The sequence below is a fragment of the Psychrobacillus sp. FSL K6-1415 genome (assembly GCF_038003185.1).
GTDB classification, from domain to species: domain Bacteria; phylum Bacillota; class Bacilli; order Bacillales_A; family Planococcaceae; genus Psychrobacillus; species Psychrobacillus psychrodurans.
The window spans coordinates 3,014,097-3,036,798 of the sequence record NZ_JBBOOQ010000001.1 but is presented as its reverse complement, the minus strand read 5'-3'; the positions used below and the strand labels follow the sequence as shown (position 1 = coordinate 3,036,798).

Sequence of the window (22,702 nt, the reverse complement as noted above, 5' to 3'; positions counted from 1 at the left end):
TCATACCTTGATTGGCTATATGCCTATTAAGGTTTTTTTACTTTAATTTATAGAAAGTCAGATGACGACCAGGCTTCAAACATTTTTAGCTGGAGCATGTCCATGAGGGTGCAAAATATGAATTTATACTTGCCGATGGACAAAAGGCTATTATTCGATGGCATTCTCCAGACCCTGTAGCGGCAAGCAAATATCCAGGATCAGCATCAGGTTCAAAATGGATTGCACAGATAAAAATCGGAAATAAACAGCTAAAATCTGACGGAACATGGACAAAAAATCAATCTTTAAATGAGGTTCATATTCCAATAGAAGGGAAATAAAATATGGATATAAATGAAATTAAGAATCTACCTGATAGAATACCAACTGGAACCCTAATATCAATGTTTCAAAATGCATTAGATCAATTTAGAAATAATAAAATTGAAAAAGCTGGTTTTTTAGTAATACTTAGTCAACTAACAGACCGGCAAGTTATGACATACGAGTTATTAAGAAGTGATATAAGATATGATATTGATAGAACTCTCTCTAGATTATGGAATACAGAGTCCTATGATGAAGTAGATATTATTCTTTCTATCGTAGTAAATCTTGGTCTAGAAATTTGCTTTAATAAAATAAAAGAATCACTGGAACAGTATAAGGGTATAGATAAATCAATCCTAGATGAAATACAGGAAACAATAGATGAAGTAGGCGAGAATATCTCTAATCCGTATTATAGTTTGGAAAAATTTAAATAGTCTGTTACTAGTGTGGAATGCCAAACAACAAATTTACAATGGTTAAAATGGATCTTTAATTACTATCTTCCCTAAATTTAAAGAGAAGTATACAATTGCTGAGGAATACATTGATTAAATTTAGGGTATCAGAGTTTTGAATCCTAAAGTTTCTTTAGAAGATACAAATAATGAATTTTTATAGCAAGTGTAATTAACCCTGACTCGAAGCAAACCTTGATTTGCTAGATGCCTTTCAAGGTTTTTTTATTATACTGAAAACTGATAGAATGTATAATTTATTGAATTAATAATTATTAATTAATGGTGGACAGCAATGACACTTGAAAATGCTTTCTGTTAGAAAAGACTAAGATGACATTTAAGGGCGTAAAAGATAGTGGGACAAAGCTATGATGCCGAACCGCTACAACTACTTAAGCTTAGACCCAATCTATAAAGATGAATATGGGATGCCTTTACTTCGTATGACGGTTAATTACGCTCAAACAGATCATAATGCTCATAAATTCATGACTCGAAAATGTTTAGAAATTATGGAGAATTTGGGTGCTGATCAAACGATGGCATTTGATCAAATGGGTGATTATAATATCGGTGCGTTTGTTCCAGAGCATAGCGGTGGAGGAACAATTATGGGGGCAGATCCAGAAACCTCTGTAGTGAATAATTACTCGCAGGTTTGGGATGTGAATAACATATTTGTATTAGGAGCATCTACTTTCGCAAACCAATCCGGTGTTAATCCAACAGGTACTCTAGGTGCTCTTGCTTATCGTGCTGCTGAAGGCATTGAAAAATATTTTAAAGAAGGTAACTTATTAGTTTAGTTTTTACAATATATAAAAAGGGGATCAGGTACAGCCTGATCCTTTTTTTGTCTTTTGTTAATTGTTCCTGACACAGGGACCGAATTTTATTGACTTTGTATATACATATTTTATACAATTGTAATTCGACTGAAATTTTAGAAATTTTAGGGGGAGTATCATAATGAGCAATATATATGAAGAGGAATTAAAGAGATTGCAGGAAGTTTTATCTACACTGGATGACCGAATACACAAGCTAGAAAGTATTCCAGTTTATCACGGGGATAACTATACTGAGCAAGTACTTGAAAGTATGAGGGAGTTAAATCGGCAAAACTTACGAATTGGTGTACAAGAGCCATACTTTGGTCGGTTAGATTTTAAGGAGGATGGCCATTTAGAGCCAAATCCATTATATATTGGGAAAGTCGGTGTTTCGGATGAGGAAGCGAAGAAGCCAATAGTTATTGATTGGCGTGCACCAGTTGCCAGTATGTTTTACTCCTTCAATGGCGGAGAAGAGCTGGCTTATTATCAATCGCCTGATGGATTGGTAGAGGGAGAAGTGTATTTAAAAAGAAACATAGCCATTCGTAAACGAGACCTAGAGCGTGTTGTTGATACGTATGTAAAGGGGAGTGAAGATGTATCCCTGACAGACGAATTTCTCTTATACCGATTAGGTGAAAATAAAGATAATAAATTAAAAGATATCGTTTCAACAATACAATCTGAGCAAAATGAAATTATCCGAGCTGAGAAAAATATACCGTTATTGATCCAAGGGGTTGCAGGGAGTGGGAAAACAACTGTCGCTTTACATCGCCTTGCTTTTTTGATATATGAATATCGTGAACAGCTACAAGCAGATAGAATGATCATTTTCGCTCCAAACAGTTTGTTTTTAGACTATATTTCTGGTGTACTTCCTGAACTGGGAGTAGGAAATATTAAACAAACAACTTTTCCAGAGTGGGCGTTAAGTCTTTTAGATAATACGGTGAAATTAAAACATCCAGAAGAAAAGTTAAATGAAGCTTTTTCCATGAATCGAGACAATCATAAAGTTATGCAGGGTAAATTAAAGGGGTCAATCAAGTTTAAGTCATTTATTGAAAGAAGTCTCATTCAATTTGAAGAAAATCTAGTACCAACAACTAATCTCGAACTATGGGATCAAGCTGTGATAATAGTAGATGAAATTAAGAAGTGGTTATTGGTTGAATATAAGCATTATCCATTAACAAAGCGCAGGGAACGATTAGTTGCACGAATCAAGCGTTGGATAGAGATAGAACTTAAAAAGGTCGAAGGAACCGATGAGAAGAAGCTATTGAAAAAAGAAGCGAACAATAGATTGAATGTATATATGAAGTTTTGGCCAAAAATGAGTGCATTATCATTTTATACATCTTTGATGAATCAAAAAGAAATAATAGAATTATTACCTGAAGCACTTGTCCAAGAAACAGCGAAGAATTGCCAAAAGAAAGAAGTAAATGTAGAAGATTTAGCACCACTCGTCTATATTTATCATCAGCTAACAGGAATAGAAGGCAAACAAAAATTTCATCATGTTGTGATTGATGAAGCACAAGACTTTTCGCCGTTTCAAATTTCTATACTGAAAGAGATTACACAAGGTAATTCTTTTACTATTTTAGGTGATTTATCTCAGGCAATCTATAATTATCAGGGAATAGAGGACTGGAATGACTTTAAAGAAGTGTTTCAAGAAACGGGTTATTATGAACTGACGAGAAGCTACCGTTCTACAAAGGAAATTATCGAATTTGCCAATGAGGTCATTAAGCATGCCGAAGTTCCCGTGGGACTTGCAACACCAGTTTTCCGTAGCGGTGAAAAAGTGAAAGTGATTGCTACAGATGATCAAATTACCGAAATCATTAAGGTACTACAAGATTTACAAAAAGAAAATCTCAAGACGATTGCGATTATTGGTAGAACAGAAGCTGAATGCCGTTCCATACATAAGCAGTTACAAATAGCAGGGATTGACGTGAACGTCATTGAAGCAAATCAAAAGAAATACGAAGGTGGTATTTCTGTAGTTCCTGTGTATTTAGCTAAGGGATTGGAATTTGATGCAGTGTTACTTATAGATGTGGACGCAAGTCACTATAAAGATTCAAAGTATGATGCCAAATTATTATACGTAGGCTGCACGAGGTCACTCCACGATTTACTTATTTTCTATACTGGTGAACCATCACCATTAATTCAAGGAATACCAAAAGAATTTTACGAAAGTAATTAATAGATCTTTGAAGAAGATTACTCAGTGATATGTTAGAGGACCTATTGAATTCAACTCAACAACGAACCTTGTTGACGCTAACGGAAACGCAGTAAAACAAGGCATTGTTTCTAAATAAGGATTAATGGAACAGGTACCTTGTGCGGTTGATAATAGATAACAAGGTATTTACACATTTTAAAAACCTCTAATTCAAATGATGAATTAGAGGTTTTTTCTATTTGAGCTAATACTAACCTGGTTTAGGATAAAGTTTTAAAACTATCTCTTGCATACTAATCTTTTATTTAATTAGTCGAACTAGGGCATCTTTTATCTTACTTTTTGCTTTCTCATCCACTGTGTTGCAACCCATTTTTCACCAGTTATAACTGGTGCTCCACCATGTAAAGTTAAATCGTTTAGGTTTTGCTCGTTATAGAAATACTCGAAATAAACGGCCATACCTTTTTTGGGTGTTACTGAAAAGTTCAGTTTAGGGAAAAAAGTTTCCCCGCCTTGTTCTACGTCGTTTAAGTACATTACGAGTGTACTAATTCTATTATTGCTTGCTACTTTACTTGTTGATGAAAAGAAATCATGATGAGCTTTATATTCCTGACCAGGGGTATACCGAAGAATTTGAAGACCTTCTCCATGTTCAATTGGGATATTCATAATAGATGAGACCCTTTTTTCGACTCTAGCTATAATTTCATTTTCACTTTCTTCCAAAAACATACTACTACTTGTTCTCAGTTCATTTTCTTCTCGTGTCGTTCCAATTTTTGAACGTTTCATTTTGTCCTTAGACAATCTGACTAGTTCATCGCATTCCTCGTTACTTAAAACATTGCCTAAAATCACTATCAGTGGCTCCTCTAATCTAGTGACTATGTCAATCTCTCTATCTGTCATTATTTTGTTCCCAGCGTGATCAAATATAGTTTGCTCTTTTTTCTTCGTTATCAACTTGAAACCACCCTAAACTATTAAATTTTCAAAACTAGTACGTTTACTTGTCGTAATATTTTATGTGAAAATGATTTTTCTTTTACTTCAATTACTTGAATAAAAAGGTAAATTGTTATGATTTAATTTGGAATTAATTTCAATTTATTTTATCATACTATTTTTATAAATCTAAAATATGAGAATATTATAACAATATATTTTACAGCAATAGTTGTTGGTTGAGGATGAAAATAGCTATAAATAAATTCGCTTCATTGGTTCTAATAAAATACTTCATGTATGCTTAAGATAGAGAATTAACAAACCTTGTCTGGTATCGTACGGTATAGAAGAATGGTCACAAATAAGAGAAAGGTGTGCCAAATATAACCTCCCTTTTATTTAATGTCATACTACAGAAATCTGTTTAATGAGGAGGATGCTCATGAAATGCGGAGCGAAATGCTTTATAGTTGAGGCTGAAATTAACGGTAAAGTGCAAACAATACCCGTGACAGCGAGAACTACAATACAAGCTAGAAAAGTTGTATCCCTCGAGTATAGTGATCAATTAAAGATTATTGGCGTGAAGGTTAACAAAGATACACTGTGACCTATATCCAGTATATAAATCAGGAGGTGTTAGGGATGAGCGAAAACGTAGAAGATAATATGGTGAAGGAAATAATTTTAGATAATACATTAATCAAAGTGAATCACTATGAAGAAGAAAAAGTAAATGGTTTACACCAAATTTCAGTCGTATTTGATGTAACAAGTGAAGATTATCATGATATTGCTACTTTACTGTATAGAGGTACTTTTGAAGTTACTGTTCCGGACGCTGTTTTATTTTTCCGAGGAACGATTATTAATTACTCTACATCCATTACTAACTTATATGAGGAAGGGCAAGTTGGAGAATATAAGCTGAGTTTGCTGGAGACGGAGATATAAGAAGGGGGAATGGACAGTTGAAGTTAAGTATTCTAGATCAATCACCGATCTCTTCAAATCAAACAGCCAAAGAGGCTCTGGATGAATCGTTGAAGTTAGCACAGGCCGGAGAGGCCCTAGGTTATACTCGCTATTGGGTTACGGAACATCATGACTTACCTGGATTAGCAAGTTCAGTTCCTGAGGTGATTTTAAGTTATATCGGGGCAAATACAAAAACAATTCGCATTGGTTCGGGAGCTGTTTTATTGCCTCATTATAAACCGTTTAAAGTTGCAGAAATTTATAATACACTTGCTACTTTATTTCCTAATCGTATTGATGTGGGTATAGGACGTGCTTCAGGAGGATCAGCTGAAGTAACGAATGCTTTATCGGATAACTTTTTACAGAACGTCTATAAAATGCCTAGCTTAGTGAAAGATTTACTCCATTTTCTAGATGATGATTTTCCAGCTGAACAGGAGTACTCTAAAATTTCTGCTACACCAATTCCAGAGGTGTCACCGCTACCCTGGCTGCTTGGGACTAGTAAAAAAAGTGCTTTACTTGCTGCGGAAAATGGGATTGCTTATGCATTCGGTCAATTTATGAGTAACAATGATGGGATTTCTATTATTCAGGATTACCTAGATGCTTTTACTCCTAGAAAACAAGGACAAACAGCTCAAGTTATCATAACCGTTTCAGTCATTTGTGCAGAAACAACTGAAAAAGCAAATGAAATATCATTAAGTGCACTCATCTGGGAACTGCAAAAAGCTAAAGGTGAAGGTGGTAGGGGAATTCCTTCTATAAAAGAAGCAATGCAATATAAGTTGGACGATCGAGAGAAAGATACATTCGATAAAATGAAAAAGAACATAATCATCGGTAATCCGCAGGTAGTAAAACAGAAATTAATCGAGTTGCAAGCTACATACAAAGCAGATGAAATCATGCTAAGTACCATTACATATTCTGCTGAGGATCGAAGAAATTCATATAAGCTAATAGCAAATGAATTACTTATGGAAGATTAATCAGGTTAGTGCAGTTACCCAGTATGTATTAAGTGAACTACAATCAAGGTAAGCGCCAAAAATGCTCGTGAAGTTAATACTTCACAAGCCTTTTATTTATGTTCAATGAAGGTACAGGGGTTTCTTATTACTTTCCGCTTTGTGTAAGAATCATCTCATTTTTGGCAATGTCCTTTAAGCGGACAGCTTCGGCAACGTGAATTGGTAGGTTTTCGTCAATATTGATTGTGAAAGCTTGGTCGATAATTTGTTTTTTTAGCTGTGCCACTGTTTCACATGTTGTGTGGAAGGTATTATATACGACCCCATATTGCATATAGTGATGGGTGTCGCTACCTGCGACTACCGGTTTATTTATTTGTTTGCTGAGCGCTTCTAAATCGGCGCAATTTTGTTTGATGCCACGGCTATATAAATCCTTGCCATTTAAATCGATAGCGTCGAGCTGACCAAGAAGTGCAGGGTCTAGATCTATTAAAGGTGTGCTTTCTCTAAACGGATGTGCTCCAATTACCAGCATGTCAGGATAAATCGCAGTTAACTGCAAAAGTGCAGCAAAGGGAATGAATTGTCGCTTGGTCTCATGACTATTCAGTGCCTCACGTAGTGCACGAATTTGTCCAAGCTCTCCTATGCACAATATATGACCGATCTCTCCGATATCAACCTCCATACCTGGAAATACCTTTAAGCCCTCCATTTCATAATAGTGACCATTATAATGATAGTGCTCATCTAATGTACGATAAACGTCTGCAAAGTTTTTCGTATTAAAATGCTCTGTAATAGCAATCGCGTCCAATCCGCGCTGTACGGCAACCTTCACCATTTCCTGAAAATATGCTAAAGAAAAATCAACCTTTTTAGATAACTTTGCATGCGTATGAAGATCTATATTCATCGTTTTCTCTCCTTAAAGTATAAGTTGTAGGCTGTGTACTATCACTACATAGCACACTGTTAATAGTAGGAACAGCCAGTCCATTTGTGATGTTTGTAAGTAATTTGTTTTCATCTTTAATACACGCTTATCCTTTGCAGCATAGCTAAAGCCTTTAATTTCTAACGCTTCCACTGTTGTGCGGGAGCGTTTAGCGCTGTTTAAAATGAGCGGATAAAACGATTTAATAAGCATCGTGATATAATAATAAATTTTCCGAAAGTAGAGCACACCATTCTTACTTGGTGCTAATCCACGTAGGCGATATGAAAGTATAATCTGCTGAAATTCCTCTAGTAATGTAGGTAAAATTCGATAGGCATACGCTACACTAAATGAAAATTGAGCTGGTGCACCAAGACGGAGGAGTGCATCGCTAAATTTCTCCGGATTAATGCTTGAAAATACAGTCACGCTTGCTAAAGATATAACAGCAAGTTTAATGGAGAGCCAAAACATTGGTGCAACAATACTTAAATCTCCACCAAATAGGAGCGCAATAAAGCCGAGGAGTAGTATTTCACCAGCTAGACCAACTGCAAGAACAGTCAAGATTAAAGGACTTACCCGAGCGATAACCGTTAAAATGACCATGAATAGCAAGTAACCAACTAGTGTAACATGCTCATAAATAAACCAAGGCACAATCGCAAAGTAGCCATACCATGCCAATAAAATGCGTGGGTCGAGCTGGGTGAAGAAACTTTTTTCGGTACTAAAAGCCGTACGGAGCAATTCCTGTTTGATATATTCTAGTGAAAGCTTATCCTCTAGTTTTTTAACCCATTCCAACGTGCACACCTCGCTCTAATTGCTGTAAATAGCCGGCTATAAATTGGCTAACCGATGAACAATAAGGTAGATTAAGCGCCGTTGTAAGCTCTACAACTTGAGGGGCTCTAATATGACCAGCAGCCATAATGCCGTGGTTTTGGAAAATGCGCTCGCTCGTATCATCAGCAAGTATACAGCCATTCGATAGCACAACGACACGGCTTGACCATTCTGCTACTAGCTCCATATCATGTGTTGCAATGACAATTGTCTGCACATATTTCTTCAACTCCAGTAGCATGGTAAGAACGTGCTGCTTCGTAGCGATATCGAGATTTGCAGTAGGCTCATCCAACAATAAAATTTTAGGGCGCATTGCAGCACCTATAGCTAACGAAACACGACGCTGCTGTCCACCGCTCAAAAGCCGAGCATCTTGATCCTGTAAATCAACTAGCTCAAATGTTTCCAATAATTCATCCACATAGGTTTCATAATCATTAACTTTGCGTGATTTTAAATAGAAGCTAATTTCCTTTCGCACACTATCCTCAATAAACATTTCTTCTGGGTTTTGAAAAATAAAACCCACATCTTGAGCTAGTCTTTCAGGCATTGCGCGTGCAATTAATTGCTCCTGAATGTACATTTCTCCACTTGTCGGTCGAACAATACCTGCAATGACCTTCAACAAAGTGGATTTCCCTGCGCCGTTATTGCCGACGAGTGCGATATGCTCATGCGTAGAAAGCTCTAAAGAGATATTTTGTAACACGAGTTTATTGTTCTCAAGCCTTTGGTTATAGGCTAACTCAATATTGTTGAGCTGTACCATTGGCTTTGTATGCTGGGCTATATGATGCACAGTAGCCTGCTGCTTCCACGGACTAGCTTCAAATTTTTGGATTGACTGCTTTAAGGTAACAGGGTATGGCTGCTTTAGCTGTAGGGAATGAGCGATTTGCGTAACCTGTGGTGGGAAAATATTCCGTTCCAATAATTCCTCTACGCAATTGAGAGCAGCAACTGTTTCTTTCTTCCATAGAACCTGACCCTTATCAAGTAGCATCACATGACTACAATACTCTGCAATAAAGTCAGTATGATGCTCGATTACAACAATTGTCATACCGTAGTCTGTATGAAGTTTTTTTAACACTTCATAAATTTGCTCTGCATGATGTGGGTCGAGCTGTGCAATCGGTTCGTCAATAACTAATAGTTTTGGTCGCATTGCAATTGCACCGGCAAGTGCTAATAAGTGCTGCTGACCGCCACTTAGGCGCCAAATGAATTCGTTCTTTACATCGAGAAGGCCAGTAACTTCGAGAGCCCATAAACCACGCTCTTTATAATCGTCCAGTCCATAGTTCAAGGGCATAAAGCAAGCATCTTCTAAAGCGGTAGGACGTAGCAATTGGTTTTGAAAATCCTGATACACATAGCCAATTGACTGGGAAAGGGTGGCGACATCAGTTGTAGTAGTACAAACTCCGTCTAAAGTCACTTGTCCCGTATAATCGCCAACGTAAAAGTGTGGGATTAGCCCATTGAATGCCTTACATAATGTCGATTTTCCAGATCCATTGCCACCGATAATCGCTAGAAATTCCCCTTCATTAATTGTGCATGTGAGATCCTTTAATATAAATTTTTCTTCCCCAGGATAGCGAAAGGTCAAGTCTTGGCATTCAATTAGTGGTTTAAGAGAGTTCATGTGAATCTTCCCGTCCTTTTTTCATCATTAACCAAAGCGTTATACACACACATATAACAGCGACGCAAATAACTCCCCAAATAACCCCAATGCCATAAGTATCTACAAACTCTGGCTCCCAACTCCCTATGTTGAAGTCCATTTCAGATAACAAAGCAATACCAAATGCTAACAGGGAAAGAAGGGCACTCATGACTAAAAATTTTGGTGTAATTACATCACTCACTCGGAAATTGGTAGCAGTTCGTGGCTTTAATCCGAGCAATGGCTCCACTTTACCGTAAAGACGTGGCACTAAGTAAAGGGCAGGTAAAACTGTAAATAAAGTACCTGTTAATAAAAGATCCGTTAAAAACTCGACACCCTCCACAATGAAAATACTTTCTGCAAGACCAGATACAGCCTCGAATTCTTCTACCCCAATGACAACCTTTAAAATATCTACAATTGTGCTTAGAACAAGGAATAGTCCATAGCCTAAAATCGCCCCAACAGCGACCTGTGCTTTGCTTTTCGGATTTCGAACAAGCAAGCCGCCTACAATCATCCCAACTGAGAATAAGATGAATTTCTCGATTTCTCCGATTCCACCAAACTGTCCAAGCATAAGTTCACCAAAAATAATTTCTCCAGTTGCAGCACCGATTGCTGCGTAGAATGGGTGGAACAACATACAAAGTGCTAATGGAATAAATGCAAAACAATCAATTTGGAGTTCAATCGGACCGAGCTGAACAGATGGTATCAATTCTGTAAACATGTTACTTAATCCATAAAGCGACATAGACAAAATAAAGATCATCATTTTTTGAGACTGTGTAAAAGTTGCTTGTTCTTTTAACATATAAATCCTCCTCTAATATTTTTGAATTTATAGTCAGTATGAAGGTGCAATGTAAATGATTGATTACTAGAATATTTTTGATTTGTAAATTTTCAAAAAAATCATAAATGAAAAATATTTTTCATTTATACTATATAAAGAGGTGATCGATATGAATAATCAACAAAACTTTTCTGATTTTACGAAAAGTGAGCGAAAAATAGCCGACTTCATTGAAAAAAATAAGAATGCTGTCATGTATTTAAACGAAACGGAGCTAGCGTCCACTCTAGGGAGCAGCAATGCCACACTCTCCCGATTTTGGCGTAAAATTGGATACCGAAATTTTAAGGAATTCAAGAAAAGATATTTAGAGCAACAGGTGATCACTCCGAAAACAAAATTTGAACGTATTTTGGCAAAGGTAGAAGACAATGGCAAGTCACTTCAGCAATCGATATTCGATTTTGTACAATACCAGCTAACAGATACACTTGAACATATCGACGAAACGCAAAGTCAAATTTGTGTTAAGCGTATCGCTACATGTCGCAAGCTCTTTATATATGCACCAACCTCATCAACGGGGTTAGGCTTTTTACTGAAACATCGGCTAATGCGTTTCGGAATTGATGTAGTAATATTAGCGAGCTATGATCAGGAGCTTTTTGAGCAAATTCTACATTTACAAGAAAATGATTGTGTATTCGTATTTGGCTTTGTGAAGCTGACGAGGGAAGCGGCGATTTTACTGGATCATGCGAAAGAAATCCAGAGCCATAGCATAGTTCTTACCGATAACCTCGTGCATGAATTTCAAACACGTTGTACGCAAACTTTCTATGTGAACCGCGGCGATTTAGAGGAATTCCACTCTATGGTAGCAGCTACCTTTTTTATCGAACATTTAATCGTCTCATTAGGTCAAATGAAAAGTGAGAAAGCATTGGGCAATCTAGAGTATTTGAATAATTTACGTGAAAAATATAAAAATGGGAGGTAAGGGGAAGAATACGCTTGTCTTAATGTACTAAGTGAACAACACCCATGATTAAATTAAATGTAAGCCACGTATGAAAATGCTCAGGAAGTTATTAACTTCACGGGCATTTTTTCGTTCGTTAATTAGTTTCATAATTACTTAATCCAATTAATACTTTTTAGTCTTTTTTAGAGAGGTCGATCCAGTTGATTGGAGGGGGAGGAGGCGGCTCCAGCCTCCAGCGGAAACACTGTAATTAAAATATTGTTTTAAATTAAACAATAGTGTATTATACACAGTATAAGATAGTGTACGACGCATAGTATAAAGTAGTGAGGTGAAATATGGAAAAATTGCTAGGTTCATTAATAACTGAGTTACGCAGAGGAACATTGACGCTTGCTGTATTGAGTCAGCTCCGAACACCGCAATATGGATATTCATTAGTGCAATTACTAGAAGAATCGAGTGTTACCATCGAGCAAAGTACCTTATATCCTTTGCTTCGCCGATTAGAAAAACAAGAATTAGTTGAGAGCAGCTGGGATACAACGGAGAGCAGACCAAGAAAATATTACGTATTAAGCGAATATGGTGTTGAGATTTTGGAGCAGCTAAAAGCCGAGTGGGAAAAATCAACGAAGGAACTTCAAAATTTATTAAAAGGAGATGTGGGGAATGCAACTGATTGATATTTATATACAGGAAGTGACGAGAAGACTTCCGGAAAAAAGTCGTGGTGACATCGCTCTTGAATTAAGGTCAACTATTGAAGATATACTCCCAGAAAATTATTCGGAGAAAGAAGTGAAAGAGGTTCTCAAAAATCTAGGAAATCCAGCATCACTTGCTAGTGAATACTCGGAACGACCGATGCATTTAATAGGTCCTAGATATTTTGATATGTATACGACTCTTTTGAAAATAGTTACACCAATCGTGGCGATACTAACATTTTTTGTTTTTATTGTGGAAAATATCATAACTTATGGTGGAGAAGAAGACATTGTTAGCGGTAGTATTAACGTAATCATACTGATTCTAGGGCATGGTACTTGGAGTATAATCAGTGCAGTGATTCAGACTTTCTTTTGGATTACGCTCGTTTTTGCTATTTTGGAGCGCACGGATACTTCGAAGGAAAAATCACCGCTTACACCGGGTTGGACAGAATGGACACCTGATGACTTAAAAAGTCTTCCACTTATTTCAAAAGAGAAAAAAATTACCACTTTAGATATTTTTGGCAGCCTGTTGTGGATTGCCATTTTTATCGGAGTCTATTTTAATGCTAGTCATTTAATAGGTATTTATGAAAAAGTACAAGGCAAAATACAGCTAATTATCCCTACATTCAATCAGGAAGTATTACAATCCTTTTGGCTAATCATAATAGTTGCTTTAATAATAGAAATTGCTTTTGTATTTTATAAACTAATCGCTCGTCAATGGACATCTAAATTGGCAATTATGAATACGGTTAGAAATATAGTCTCTACCATTGTATTTATCGTTATTATTAGTACTGATCAGCTTATAAATGATGAGTTTTATATGTATTTAGAGGATTTGCTGAATCTATCATTTGAACTGAAAAACTCTGTCATCATCATTAGTATTGTGCTGTGGTTATTCATTAGCATTCTCGATATTGTGCAAGGATTTAGAAAAGGTAAGACGAAATTGTAATCTCCCCTGTGTAAGAAACATTCATGTTAATTCAAACAAACGTGAATGTTGTAATTTTCACGTTTGTTTCTTACACAGGGAACCGGAGGTCTATTCATGTATTTCTTTAGAAGCATATTTAAAAAGGTGAGCTTCAAGCAGAAAATCTTTTTTACTTTACTCCTATGTTGTTTTATAGGTTCAGTTATTTTTGTTTTTAATAACCACTCTTTCTATGAACGCCCACTAGCAAAGGTAGTAAAAACCACTATAGAAGATGTGTCGAAAGTAAATAGTGTAAATGGTATTGAAGATAAATTATATACACAGCATATTATTGCTGAATTAAGAAATGGTGAGAATAAAGGCAAGGAGATTCACTTGATAAATGAATACTCCCAATCTAAAGCCTATGACCATGAGTTTCAAATTGGAAATGAATTATTTATTAAAATAGATGAGCAGATGGAAAAAGATGCGGAATTAACTGGGACCATTCTGGAAGTTAAGCGTGATAAATATTTGTTGCTAGTTGGATGGTTATTTATTTTTATATTGTTGATAGTAGGTAAAAGGCAGGGGCTATTTTCATTCATTAGTTTAGCTTTTAATGCTGTAATATTATCATTTGCATTGGATATCTACATCCAAACCTCCAATCAAAGTCTATTATGGATTTGCGGGATTAGTGTAATTATATTTACGGTTGTTTCTCTGTTACTAGCTAACGGCTTAAACGATAAAACCTATGCAGCGATTATAGCTACTTTGCTAGGAACTTTTATTTCACTGTTGATTACATACCTGGTTCTATTAATAACAGGAGAAAAGGGGCTTCGATATGAGGAAATGCAGTTTATCACCCGCCCATATCGGCTAGTTTTTATGGCAGGGCTGTTCCTCGGCTCTTTAGGGGCTGTGATGGATGTAGCTATTACCATGTCTTCTTCAATTTTCGGATTGTATGAGAAAAATAATGACATCACAGTAAGAGCACTTATAACTTCAGGAATGGAAATTGGAAAAGATATTATGGGAACGATGACTAATATTTTGTTTTTTGCCTATGTAAGTGGTTCGATTCCCACTCTTGTTTTGTATTTTAAGAACGCCGCTCCGTTTGGTTATACGCTTTCCCTAACTCTTTCGTTGGAATTGGCTCGTGCGTTAGCTGGAGGAATTGGAATTGTGTTAACCATTCCTATTGGTCTCTATACGACATTATTTTTCGTGAATAGAAAGAGGGCAAGACAATGAATGTATTAGTGCTACTGGCAGGGATACTACTCTTCTTGATGACCATTATTGGAGGGAGAAAAGGAGTACGATCTTTTTTCGCTATATTTTTCAACTTTGGTGTCATCATGATCACGGTCGTTTTGATGAACGATCCGACTATTGATCCAGTGATATTAACAATAATTGCTTGTGTAGTAATTAGCTGCATCAATCTTTTCTATATTAATGGAGTGAACAGCAAAACAAAAACAGCTTTTCTCTCAACGATTATCTGTACCGTTATCTTACTTTTGTTTATTATCTTTATCACTAACAAGGCAATGATCCAAGGATTCGGGGAAGAAGAAATAGGGGAACTTGGAATGTTCTCTTTATTAGTAGAAGTAGATTTTGTGAAAATTACTGTATCTGTAATTATTATGAGTACGATTGGTGCTATAACCGATACAGCCATAGCCGTTTCATCTCCTATGCGGGAAATCCATTTTCATCATCCGAACATTACCCGAAAAGATTTGTTTCTTTCGGGATTAAGTATTGGTAGAGATATATTAGGAACAAGTGCAAATACATTGTTTTTTGCCTTCTTTGGAGGTTATTTAGCATTACTTATATGGTTTAAAGATTTATCTTACTCTATAGGGGAAGTTGTGAATTCCAAGATCTTTAGTTCCGAAATGATTACAATCCTTTGTGCTGGAATTGGAGTAACACTGGTTATCCCAATTACCACGTGGATTACTGCGTACTTTTTTGTGAGGAACAAAGAAAATAGCTAAGGATATTAGGTGAAAGTACCCTTATAAAGGGTATGCATTAAAATACCACACGTTTAACCTTCAAAATTTTTAGTTTGGAGGTTTTCTTTGTAGTCTACCCTGTGTAATAAACATTCATGTTAATTCAAACAAACGTGAATGTTGTAATTTTCACGTTTGTTTCTTACACAGGGAACATTAAGTTTAAATTTTTCTAAAAGAATATATTGACATGTTAACCAAAAAACATTAAATTTAAATGAGAATGATAATCAATATTATTTCATTGTATATGAGTATATTTAAGCATTAATAGAAATTATACATTTTAATATAGTTGATAATTTTATAGAAGAGGAAGGGTTACATATGCAAAACAAAAAATCTTTTATACTAATGCTTGCAATGGCTATTTTCGCTATTTTAGTACTAGTAGGATGTTCAGATGAGTCATCAACTAAAGAGGTAGATAGCAAAGAGAAAGATACTTCAACTGAAACTGAAAAAGCAACTGAAACAGAATCACAATATCCGATCACTATTAAACACGCTTTAGGGGAAGCAGTGCTTGAAAGTAAACCAGAGCGTGTTGTAACGATACAATGGGCAAACCACGATATCGCTTTAGCACTTGGTGTTGTTCCTGTTGGTTTTTCAGCAGCAAACTTCGGTGTTCAAGATGATAGTGGTTTATTACCATGGACGAAAGAAAAGTTAGATGAACTTAAAGTTACAGAACCAAACGTTTTTCAAGATACGGATGGCCTAGATTTTGAAGCCATTTCAGATGCAAATCCAGACGTAATTCTTGCTGCATACTCAGGTATTACTCCAGAAGATTATGAAACATTAACACAAATTGCACCAGTTGTAGCTTATCCAACTTCACCATGGACAACTACTTGGCGTGAACAGGTTGAATTTAATGCAGCAGGAATGGGAATGAAAGAAGAAGGCGAACAATTAATTAAAGACACAGAAAACTTAGTTGCTGAAAAATTAAAAGCTTATCCACAAATCGAAGGCAAAAAAGTAGTATGGGTTAACTTCTCAGCGCAAGACTTATCACAATTACACATTTATACACCAGTTGATTCACGTGTAGCGTTTTTAGAGGAATTAGGGCTAACAATTCCTGAAAGCATTTCATCATTAATTACGGATCCAAAAAGCTACTCATTAAATTTAAGTACAGAAAATGTGGAAGCTTTGTTTGATGCAGATATCATCGTTGGATATGGTGATGAGGAATTATACAATACAATTAAAGCGGATCCTTTACTTGGGAAAATTCCTGCAGTTGAAAGAGGTTCTGTAGCGTTTATTACTAGTGATACTCCATTGGTAGCAGCTGGAACTCCAAATCCACTTTCTATCGCATATACAATTGACGAGTATCTAGAACTAATCGGAGGAGCTATAGACAAAATCAATGAATAGCACCACTGATTCCAAGAAGAAGCGATTAGATTTACATTTTCCAAAGCATTTTACGATAATTTTGGTAATTGCGATTATATTGCTAGTTGTTAGTATCATTACCTCGCTAATGTTAGGGGCACGGGTTGTAAGTTACCAAGAGTTAATGGATGGCTTATTTTATACAAACCAAGATTCATATGGCGCAAACGTAGTGCGCAAACGAATTTCCCGTACTATTTTTAGCTTATGTTGCGGTGTTGCCTTAGGAATTGCAGGAGTGCTGATGCAAGCAGTTACGCGCAACCCATTAGCTGACCCTAGTATTCTAGGGGTAAATACAGGGGCAACCTTATTCGTAGTATGTGGTATAACATTTTTCAATATCACAACAGCGGGGGAGTATATTTGGTTAGCTTTAATCGGAGCGAGCATTACAGCAGTTTTCGTTTTTGGAATAGGTTCAATGGGGCGTGGTGGTGCTACACCTATAAAGTTACTATTAGCAGGGGCTGCAACAAGTGCAGCTCTTTCTTCACTTGTAACCGCAATTATCATTCCAAGCGCCTATGCCCAAGATCAGTTTAGATTTTGGCAAGTGGGAAGTGTTGGGTCAGGAAACTGGGATTCCATCAAGATTTTTATCCCGTTTTTAATCGTTGGACTCTTCATCGCGTTTCTTTCAGCACCTGCTTTGAATGCTTTAGCCTTAGGGGACGATGTGGCAACTAGTTTAGGTATACGACCTGGTGTACTTCGTTTTTTTGCGATTGTTGCTGGTGTTGTTTTATGTGGGACTGCTACTGCATTAGCAGGTCCAATCGGATTTATAGGTCTCTTGGCAACTCATGCTATGCGTTTTGTCATCGGGCCGGATTTACGCTTCTTAATACCTATGTCCGCACTAGCAGGAGCAATTATTTTAACGTTCTCTGATGTTGTTGGTCGACTTATAGCTAGTCCCGGAGAGCTCGAAGTTGGTATTCTTACAGCGTTTATTGGTGCACCAATACTCATCATTTTAGCTAAGAAATCGAAAGTGCGGTCATTATGAAAAATCAATCTGTTGAAGTTAATTTTATTATGGAAGGTATGCGTCGGAGAAAACGACGATGGCTTTTTGTTACGACGCTCCTCGTCATTTTAGCAGGAGTACTTTGCTGTGCAATGTTGTTGCTTGGCAATACAATTTATCCAATACATATTGTTGTTCGCTCCCTATTAGGAGAAGAGATTTCGGGAGCCAATTTTGCGGTGAATACTATTCGTCTTCCTAGAATGTTAGCAGGGGTATTTGCTGGGTTTGCTTTCGGTGTTGCAGGATATGTTTTTCAAACGATGCTGCGAAATCCTTTGGCAAATCCAAATATTTTAGGGATTACTTCTGGTTCTAGTGTAGCAGCGGTATTTTGTATTACTGTTCTTCATTCGAGTAATTCAGTGATATCTATTGCAGCAGTTATAGGCGGTTTACTTACTGTTATTGCTATGTATTTATTAGCACGTGGTGGAGCATTTTCTATTGGTCGTATAATCATTATTGGGATTGGTATTCAAGCGATGTTAGATGCCGTCATTTCTTTTTTATTGCTTAAGAGTGCTCAACAAGATATTGCAGGAGCTATTAGATGGCTCGGTGGTAGTTTGAATGGCTCTAAAATGAGCGAGTTACCTCCATTAATATTAGTTGTCTTGCTTTTCACACCTGTAATTATTATATTTGGGAAGCAATTAAGTATTCTAGAGCTCGGTGAGCAAATGGCTTCTTCTCTTGGAGTTTCAACCGATAGAATGCGTATTATTTTAATAGTAAGTTCAGTTTTTATGATTGCTATTGCAACAGCAACAACGGGACCAATTGCCTTTGTATCATTTTTAACGGGACCAATCGCAAATCGACTAGTTGGTGTTAGCTCATCTAATATTCTTCCAGCAGGGTTAGTAGGGGTCAATCTTGTCTTATTTGCGGATCTTATTGGGCAATTTGCATTTGAATATAGATTTCCTGTAGGTGTTATAACTGGATTGCTAGGGGCTCCGTATTTAATATATTTACTAATCCGTATGAACCGAAAAGGGGAATTGTAATGGGGAACACACACAGTTTTCGAGCCGATAAATTGTTTTCGGGCTATGACAATAAAACAATTATTCAAGGAATTGACCTTGAAATACCTAAAAATAAAATTAGTGTAATTATTGGTGCAAATGGTTGTGGAAAATCTACTCTTCTTAAAACGGTGGCTAAGCTAATTAAGCCTTCAGAAGGTGATGTTACGCTCGATGGTAAAGCTATAAACAAATATCCACCTAAGCAATTAGCGCGTATTTTAGGTATACTTCCACAATCACCTGTTGTTCCAGAAGGGATTACTGTAGCCGATTTAGTTGGAAGAGGACGGTTTCCACATCAATCCTTGTTTAGTGGGTGGTCGAAGAAGGATTATGAGGCAGTAGAGGAAGCAATGGAGTTTATGAATATTACTGAGTTTGCTAATCATGACATCGATGAGCTATCCGGTGGTCAAAGGCAGCGAGTTTGGATTGCCATGGCTCTTGCACAGCAAACGGATATTTTACTCCTTGATGAACCAACCACGTTTCTAGATATCACATATCAAGTAGAAATTTTAGATTTACTTACTAGTCTTAATCGGAAGTATGGTACAACCATAGTTATGGTACTTCATGATATCAATCTATCTGCTCGTTATGCAGATTATATATTTGCACTTCATAAAGGTGAGCTTGTTGCTGAGGGAAAACCATCAGACGTCATAACAACTGACTTGGTAAAATCGATTTTTGACTTGAATTGTGTTGTGATACAAGATCCAATCTCAGATACACCTCTAGTTATACCAAAAGGTCGCTATCATGTGAAAAGTTAATAAAAGTAAGAAGACCAGTTGAACTAACTACTGGTCTTTTTTTATATGCAGGAATGAACTAGTGTAAAAAACAATTATTTAGTAAGTAAAACTAAATTGAATTGACGCTTTTAATGGTTGTCATATACAATAGTAAATGAAAGTGATAATCATTATCATTTGTTTGTTTGCAAACAGAGAAAACCAAAAATGAGGGAGGAACCTCTAGTGAATGAAAATTTTATAATACTAGAATTGTTTAAACAAGAAGTATTCTGTTGCTGTCCGGGACAGAAACACCAACATATCATTGAGTTCCATCAAGGTGATGTTTGGACAATAACAAATGAACAGAAGTACGATGATGTTCTAGGATGGCATTTTCTAGTGGCCGTTAATAGAGAGTTTCAATTTCTAATTCAAGTGGATGATATCGAGAAACTGTTTAGCGAAGGTAGAATTTGCTCCATCTTGGACTTGGAACTAAAAATTATTCATTTGAATCATCAAGTGAATAAAGCGCTCGATGAACATGATAAGGAGTCCTTTAGTTTATATGCAAATGAACTCAGCAACGCTAAGAAAGTCATTGATAATGGATATTTCTCTGTAGGTATACAAGCTTTTTAAATAAAAGAATCAATGAATATTCGTCTAAATATTATGAGTAAAATATATAATAGTATGTACTTTCAAAATAACTAAATCCGAACGTCTCCAACAATTGCTAATAATAATTATCTCCATTTTGGCAATCATAATTCTTGGAGGTGAAGGAAAATGGCAAATAACAATAACAACAAGCTTCCAAATGAAGCTCAAACAAATGCACAAGAAGTTAGAAAACAAAACGCACAATCTGCTCAAAAAGCTCAACAAAACGGACAAGGTGCGTCGCAAAACATGTTTAATGAATTTGGTTCGGAATTTGGCGTATCAATTGAACGTCAAACAAATGTCCAAGAAGTTAAACAACAAAATGCTCAAGCAAATCAAAAAGCACAACAAAATGGACAAGGTGCATCACAAAACTTGTCTAGTGAATTTGGTTCAGAATTTGGCGTATCAATTGAACGTCAAACAAATGCTCAAGAAGTGAAACAACAAAATGCTCAAGCTAATCGTAAAGCACAACAAAACGCAAACAACTTTAAGAAATAACAATTAGAGTTTAAAAACGCTGGGAGTTAAAATCCCCAGTGTTTTTTTATTTGGACTGGTAATAAGAATGCTAAATTATTTCTAACAAAAAATAACAATGCAAAATTCTAAAAATTTGTGCTAAAATAAAATATCAGTTTAATTAAAGTTAAAATAAGTATATATTATTTGACTGGGAGAAATTGATATTTTCATTTTTTATCAAAAATTTGGGGGAAAGTATCATGAAAAACTTATTAGTTAAATGGAATCAAGTAAGCCTTGTAAAAAGGATTGTTATCGGTATTATTATCGGTGCGATCTTAGCTTTAACTGTTCCAAGTGGTGCAAGTTGGATTTCCATTTTGGGGTCTTTGTTTGTAGGTGCATTAAAGGCAGTTGCGCCAGTATTAGTATTATTTATAGTAATGCATGCGATTGCTGTACATAAAAGTGGTAAGAAGACGAATATGAAATCTATTCTTGGGCTTTATGCTCTAGGGACATTCCTTGCTGGAGCTGTCGCTGTAGTTGCAAGTTTTCTGTTTCCAATTACTCTAACACTGACAACCGGTGTAGATAATCTAACTCCACCTGAAGGTATTGCTGAAGTTATTGAAACGCTGCTATTTAATCTAGTTGCGAATCCAATTGATGCAATAGTTAATGCTAATTATCTAGGTATATTAATATGGGCAGTCGTTCTTGGACTTGCGTTAAAAAATGCAAATCAACAGACAAAAGACATGTTGGGTAATTTTTCAGATGCAATCACAAAAGTGGTACAATGGGTGATTAATTTAGCGCCGCTTGGTATTATGGGGCTTGTATTCGATGCTATTGTAACTAGCGGTCTTTCTGCTTTGCTTGATTATGGTAGGTTAATATTAATATTAGTAGGGTGTATGCTGTTTATCGCACTTGTAGTGAATCCATTAATCGTATTCATCTATACACGAAAAAATCCTTATCCAATTGTTTTTATGGTTTTAAGAGAAAGTGGTATTACGGCATTCTTTACACGTAGTTCCGCTGCAAACATTCCAGTAAATATGAAAATATGTGAAAAACTTGGCTTAGATGAGGATACTTATGGAGTTTCAATTCCTCTTGGTGCTACTATTAATATGGCTGGTGCAGCAGTTACTATTGCAGTGCTGACTCTTGCAACAGTAAACACGCTAGGTATTGAAGTTGACTTCTTTACTTCACTGATTCTTGTAGTTGTTGCAGCTGTCTCAGCAGCAGGTGCATCGGGTGTTGCAGGTGGATCACTTTTACTTATCCCATTAGCATGTAATTTATTTGGTGTTCCAAATGATATTGCGATGCAGGTAGTTGGTGTTGGTTTTATCATTGGTGTGATTCAAGATTCTTGTGAAACTGCATTGAATTCATCTTCTGACGTATTGTTCACGGCTACCGCGGAGTATGCTAAAGAGCGTAAAGAAGGTAAAGTAGTTACGATGAATTCTTAGGATCTACAAAACTAGTAGGAAAACGATAAAATCTAATTATTTGTCCTAATGTCCATAAAACTATTAATTTGATTGATTGTGATACATTAAATTTTAAAGCCACGATTACCGAAGATTATTCGGTAATCGTGGCTTTTTTGGTG

23 protein-coding genes are annotated in these 22,702 nt (G+C 36.2%); 18 read left to right on the top strand and 5 right to left on the bottom strand.

The genetic code is table 11. The annotated features are described in order from the left end of the window. Positions 1–326 precede the first annotated feature (326 nt). The 3 genes from MKY60_RS14490 (at position 327) to MKY60_RS14480 (ending at position 3,839) form a co-directional block, all read left to right on the top strand. Positions 327–749: a hypothetical protein gene (locus MKY60_RS14490; protein ID WP_340930297.1), complete on the top strand. Its 423-nt coding sequence runs from the start codon at positions 327–329 to the stop codon at positions 747–749. A gap of 392 nt (positions 750–1,141) precedes the next feature. Then, positions 1,142–1,579: a GMC oxidoreductase gene (locus MKY60_RS14485; RefSeq protein ID WP_340930295.1), complete on the top strand. Its 438-nt coding sequence runs from the start codon at positions 1,142–1,144 to the stop codon at positions 1,577–1,579. 163 nt (positions 1,580–1,742) lie between these two features. Beyond that, complete coding sequence (locus MKY60_RS14480; RefSeq protein WP_340930293.1) at positions 1,743–3,839, top strand: HelD family protein; 2,097 nt, start codon at positions 1,743–1,745, stop codon at positions 3,837–3,839. A gap of 312 nt (positions 3,840–4,151) precedes the next feature. Here MKY60_RS14480 and MKY60_RS14475 read toward each other — a convergent pair whose 3' ends face one another. Then, a complete protein-coding gene (locus MKY60_RS14475) occupies positions 4,152–4,736 on the bottom strand; it encodes a 2OG-Fe(II) oxygenase (RefSeq protein WP_340931103.1) in 585 nt (194 codons plus the stop codon). A gap of 481 nt (positions 4,737–5,217) precedes the next feature. Here MKY60_RS14475 and MKY60_RS14470 point away from each other — a divergent pair, with 481 nt between their 5' ends. The 3 genes from MKY60_RS14470 to MKY60_RS14460 are packed head-to-tail and all read left to right on the top strand — an operon-like array spanning position 5,218 to position 6,751. Beyond that, complete coding sequence (locus MKY60_RS14470) at positions 5,218–5,385, top strand: hypothetical protein (RefSeq protein WP_340930291.1); 168 nt, start codon at positions 5,218–5,220, stop codon at positions 5,383–5,385. A 59-nt stretch (positions 5,386–5,444) separates the two neighbouring features. Beyond that, complete coding sequence (locus MKY60_RS14465; RefSeq protein ID WP_241599532.1) at positions 5,445–5,729, top strand: DUF3219 family protein; 285 nt, start codon at positions 5,445–5,447, stop codon at positions 5,727–5,729. A gap of 17 nt (positions 5,730–5,746) precedes the next feature. Then, positions 5,747–6,751 carry an LLM class flavin-dependent oxidoreductase gene (locus MKY60_RS14460; RefSeq protein WP_340930289.1) on the top strand — a complete coding sequence of 335 codons (1,005 nt, stop codon included), beginning with the start codon at positions 5,747–5,749 and terminating at the stop codon, positions 6,749–6,751. Between the two features lie 127 nt (positions 6,752–6,878). On the opposite strand, the gene MKY60_RS14455 is transcribed toward MKY60_RS14460, so the two are convergent. From MKY60_RS14455 to MKY60_RS14440, 4 genes are read right to left on the bottom strand one after another with little or no spacing between them, the layout of a single operon-like run. Then, positions 6,879–7,652 carry a PHP domain-containing protein gene (locus MKY60_RS14455; RefSeq protein ID WP_340930287.1) on the bottom strand — a complete coding sequence of 258 codons (774 nt, stop codon included), beginning with the start codon at positions 7,650–7,652 and terminating at the stop codon, positions 6,879–6,881. Positions 7,653–7,664: 12 nt separating this feature from the next. After that, entirely contained in the window at positions 7,665–8,483 is an 819-nt protein-coding gene (locus MKY60_RS14450; RefSeq protein WP_340930285.1) for an energy-coupling factor transporter transmembrane component T family protein, read from the bottom strand. After that, positions 8,470–10,182 (bottom strand): ABC transporter ATP-binding protein, encoded by a 1,713-nt coding sequence (locus MKY60_RS14445; RefSeq protein ID WP_340930283.1) that lies wholly within the window; start codon positions 10,180–10,182, stop codon positions 8,470–8,472. Before MKY60_RS14445 ends, MKY60_RS14450 begins: the two co-directional genes overlap by 14 nt. After that, positions 10,169–11,026 (bottom strand): cell division protein FtsQ, encoded by an 858-nt coding sequence (locus tag MKY60_RS14440; protein WP_340930281.1) that lies wholly within the window; start codon positions 11,024–11,026, stop codon positions 10,169–10,171. The genes MKY60_RS14445 and MKY60_RS14440 overlap by 14 nt, the downstream gene beginning before the upstream one ends. A 151-nt stretch (positions 11,027–11,177) precedes the next feature. Between MKY60_RS14440 and MKY60_RS14435 the strand changes: the two genes are divergently transcribed. The 12 genes from MKY60_RS14435 to sstT all read left to right on the top strand — a co-directional run bounded on the left by MKY60_RS14435 (position 11,178) and on the right by sstT (position 22,559). Then, complete coding sequence (locus tag MKY60_RS14435) at positions 11,178–12,008, top strand: MurR/RpiR family transcriptional regulator (RefSeq protein WP_340930279.1); 831 nt, start codon at positions 11,178–11,180, stop codon at positions 12,006–12,008. 323 nt (positions 12,009–12,331) lie between these two features. Then, entirely contained in the window at positions 12,332–12,679 is a 348-nt protein-coding gene (locus MKY60_RS14430; protein WP_090566900.1) for a PadR family transcriptional regulator, read from the top strand. After that, positions 12,666–13,676, top strand: a complete 1,011-nt coding sequence (locus MKY60_RS14425; RefSeq protein WP_340930278.1) for an HAAS signaling domain-containing protein — start codon at positions 12,666–12,668, stop codon at positions 13,674–13,676. The genes MKY60_RS14430 and MKY60_RS14425 overlap by 14 nt, the downstream gene beginning before the upstream one ends. 96 nt (positions 13,677–13,772) lie before the next feature. Beyond that, positions 13,773–14,912 (top strand): YibE/F family protein, encoded by a 1,140-nt coding sequence (locus tag MKY60_RS14420; protein ID WP_340930275.1) that lies wholly within the window; start codon positions 13,773–13,775, stop codon positions 14,910–14,912. After that, positions 14,909–15,673, top strand: coding sequence for a YibE/F family protein (locus MKY60_RS14415; protein WP_340930273.1), 765 nt, complete (start codon positions 14,909–14,911; stop codon positions 15,671–15,673). Before MKY60_RS14420 ends, MKY60_RS14415 begins: the two co-directional genes overlap by 4 nt. A 348-nt stretch (positions 15,674–16,021) precedes the next feature. Continuing rightward, positions 16,022–17,092, top strand: coding sequence for an iron-siderophore ABC transporter substrate-binding protein (locus MKY60_RS14410; RefSeq protein ID WP_090566912.1), 1,071 nt, complete (start codon positions 16,022–16,024; stop codon positions 17,090–17,092). Further along, positions 17,085–18,125 carry a FecCD family ABC transporter permease gene (locus tag MKY60_RS14405; protein WP_090566915.1) on the top strand — a complete coding sequence of 347 codons (1,041 nt, stop codon included), beginning with the start codon at positions 17,085–17,087 and terminating at the stop codon, positions 18,123–18,125. Before MKY60_RS14410 ends, MKY60_RS14405 begins: the two co-directional genes overlap by 8 nt. Then, the gene (locus MKY60_RS14400; RefSeq protein ID WP_340930271.1) at positions 18,122–19,159 is read left to right on the top strand and encodes a FecCD family ABC transporter permease; all 1,038 of its coding nucleotides are present in this window, start codon (positions 18,122–18,124) and stop codon (positions 19,157–19,159) included. The genes MKY60_RS14405 and MKY60_RS14400 overlap by 4 nt, the downstream gene beginning before the upstream one ends. Continuing rightward, the gene (locus tag MKY60_RS14395) at positions 19,159–19,962 is read left to right on the top strand and encodes an ABC transporter ATP-binding protein (protein WP_090566921.1); all 804 of its coding nucleotides are present in this window, start codon (positions 19,159–19,161) and stop codon (positions 19,960–19,962) included. Before MKY60_RS14400 ends, MKY60_RS14395 begins: the two co-directional genes overlap by 1 nt. A gap of 207 nt (positions 19,963–20,169) precedes the next feature. Further along, complete coding sequence (locus tag MKY60_RS14390) at positions 20,170–20,571, top strand: hypothetical protein (protein ID WP_340930270.1); 402 nt, start codon at positions 20,170–20,172, stop codon at positions 20,569–20,571. Between the two features lie 150 nt (positions 20,572–20,721). Then, complete coding sequence (locus MKY60_RS14385; protein ID WP_090566928.1) at positions 20,722–21,102, top strand: gamma-type small acid-soluble spore protein; 381 nt, start codon at positions 20,722–20,724, stop codon at positions 21,100–21,102. A gap of 224 nt (positions 21,103–21,326) precedes the next feature. Continuing rightward, on the top strand, positions 21,327–22,559 hold the full coding sequence (gene sstT / locus MKY60_RS14380) for a serine/threonine transporter SstT (RefSeq protein WP_340930268.1): 1,233 nt from the start codon (positions 21,327–21,329) through the stop codon (positions 22,557–22,559). Positions 22,560–22,702: the final 143 nt, after the last annotated feature.

What these genes read in the sequence shown, in the direction of transcription:
- MKY60_RS14490 (WP_340930297.1), top strand. Translation starts at nt 327, where the DNA reads ATGGATATAAATGAAATTAAGAATCTACCTGATAGAATACCAACTGGA.
- MKY60_RS14485 (WP_340930295.1), top strand. Translation starts at nt 1,142, where the DNA reads ATGATGCCGAACCGCTACAACTACTTAAGCTTAGACCCAATCTATAAA.
- MKY60_RS14480 (WP_340930293.1), top strand. Translation starts at nt 1,743, where the DNA reads ATGAGCAATATATATGAAGAGGAATTAAAGAGATTGCAGGAAGTTTTA.
- MKY60_RS14475 (WP_340931103.1), bottom strand. Translation starts at nt 4,736, where the DNA reads ATGACAGATAGAGAGATTGACATAGTCACTAGATTAGAGGAGCCACTG.
- MKY60_RS14470 (WP_340930291.1), top strand. Translation starts at nt 5,218, where the DNA reads ATGAAATGCGGAGCGAAATGCTTTATAGTTGAGGCTGAAATTAACGGT.
- MKY60_RS14465 (WP_241599532.1), top strand. Translation starts at nt 5,445, where the DNA reads ATGGTGAAGGAAATAATTTTAGATAATACATTAATCAAAGTGAATCAC.
- MKY60_RS14455 (WP_340930287.1), bottom strand. Translation starts at nt 7,652, where the DNA reads ATGAATATAGATCTTCATACGCATGCAAAGTTATCTAAAAAGGTTGAT.
- MKY60_RS14445 (WP_340930283.1), bottom strand. Translation starts at nt 10,182, where the DNA reads ATGAACTCTCTTAAACCACTAATTGAATGCCAAGACTTGACCTTTCGC.
- MKY60_RS14440 (WP_340930281.1), bottom strand. Translation starts at nt 11,026, where the DNA reads ATGTTAAAAGAACAAGCAACTTTTACACAGTCTCAAAAAATGATGATC.
- MKY60_RS14435 (WP_340930279.1), top strand. Translation starts at nt 11,178, where the DNA reads ATGAATAATCAACAAAACTTTTCTGATTTTACGAAAAGTGAGCGAAAA.
- MKY60_RS14430 (WP_090566900.1), top strand. Translation starts at nt 12,332, where the DNA reads ATGGAAAAATTGCTAGGTTCATTAATAACTGAGTTACGCAGAGGAACA.
- MKY60_RS14425 (WP_340930278.1), top strand. Translation starts at nt 12,666, where the DNA reads ATGCAACTGATTGATATTTATATACAGGAAGTGACGAGAAGACTTCCG.
- MKY60_RS14420 (WP_340930275.1), top strand. Translation starts at nt 13,773, where the DNA reads ATGTATTTCTTTAGAAGCATATTTAAAAAGGTGAGCTTCAAGCAGAAA.
- MKY60_RS14415 (WP_340930273.1), top strand. Translation starts at nt 14,909, where the DNA reads ATGAATGTATTAGTGCTACTGGCAGGGATACTACTCTTCTTGATGACC.
- MKY60_RS14410 (WP_090566912.1), top strand. Translation starts at nt 16,022, where the DNA reads ATGCAAAACAAAAAATCTTTTATACTAATGCTTGCAATGGCTATTTTC.
- MKY60_RS14405 (WP_090566915.1), top strand. Translation starts at nt 17,085, where the DNA reads ATGAATAGCACCACTGATTCCAAGAAGAAGCGATTAGATTTACATTTT.
- MKY60_RS14400 (WP_340930271.1), top strand. Translation starts at nt 18,122, where the DNA reads ATGAAAAATCAATCTGTTGAAGTTAATTTTATTATGGAAGGTATGCGT.
- MKY60_RS14395 (WP_090566921.1), top strand. Translation starts at nt 19,159, where the DNA reads ATGGGGAACACACACAGTTTTCGAGCCGATAAATTGTTTTCGGGCTAT.
- MKY60_RS14385 (WP_090566928.1), top strand. Translation starts at nt 20,722, where the DNA reads ATGGCAAATAACAATAACAACAAGCTTCCAAATGAAGCTCAAACAAAT.
- sstT (WP_340930268.1), top strand. Translation starts at nt 21,327, where the DNA reads ATGAAAAACTTATTAGTTAAATGGAATCAAGTAAGCCTTGTAAAAAGG.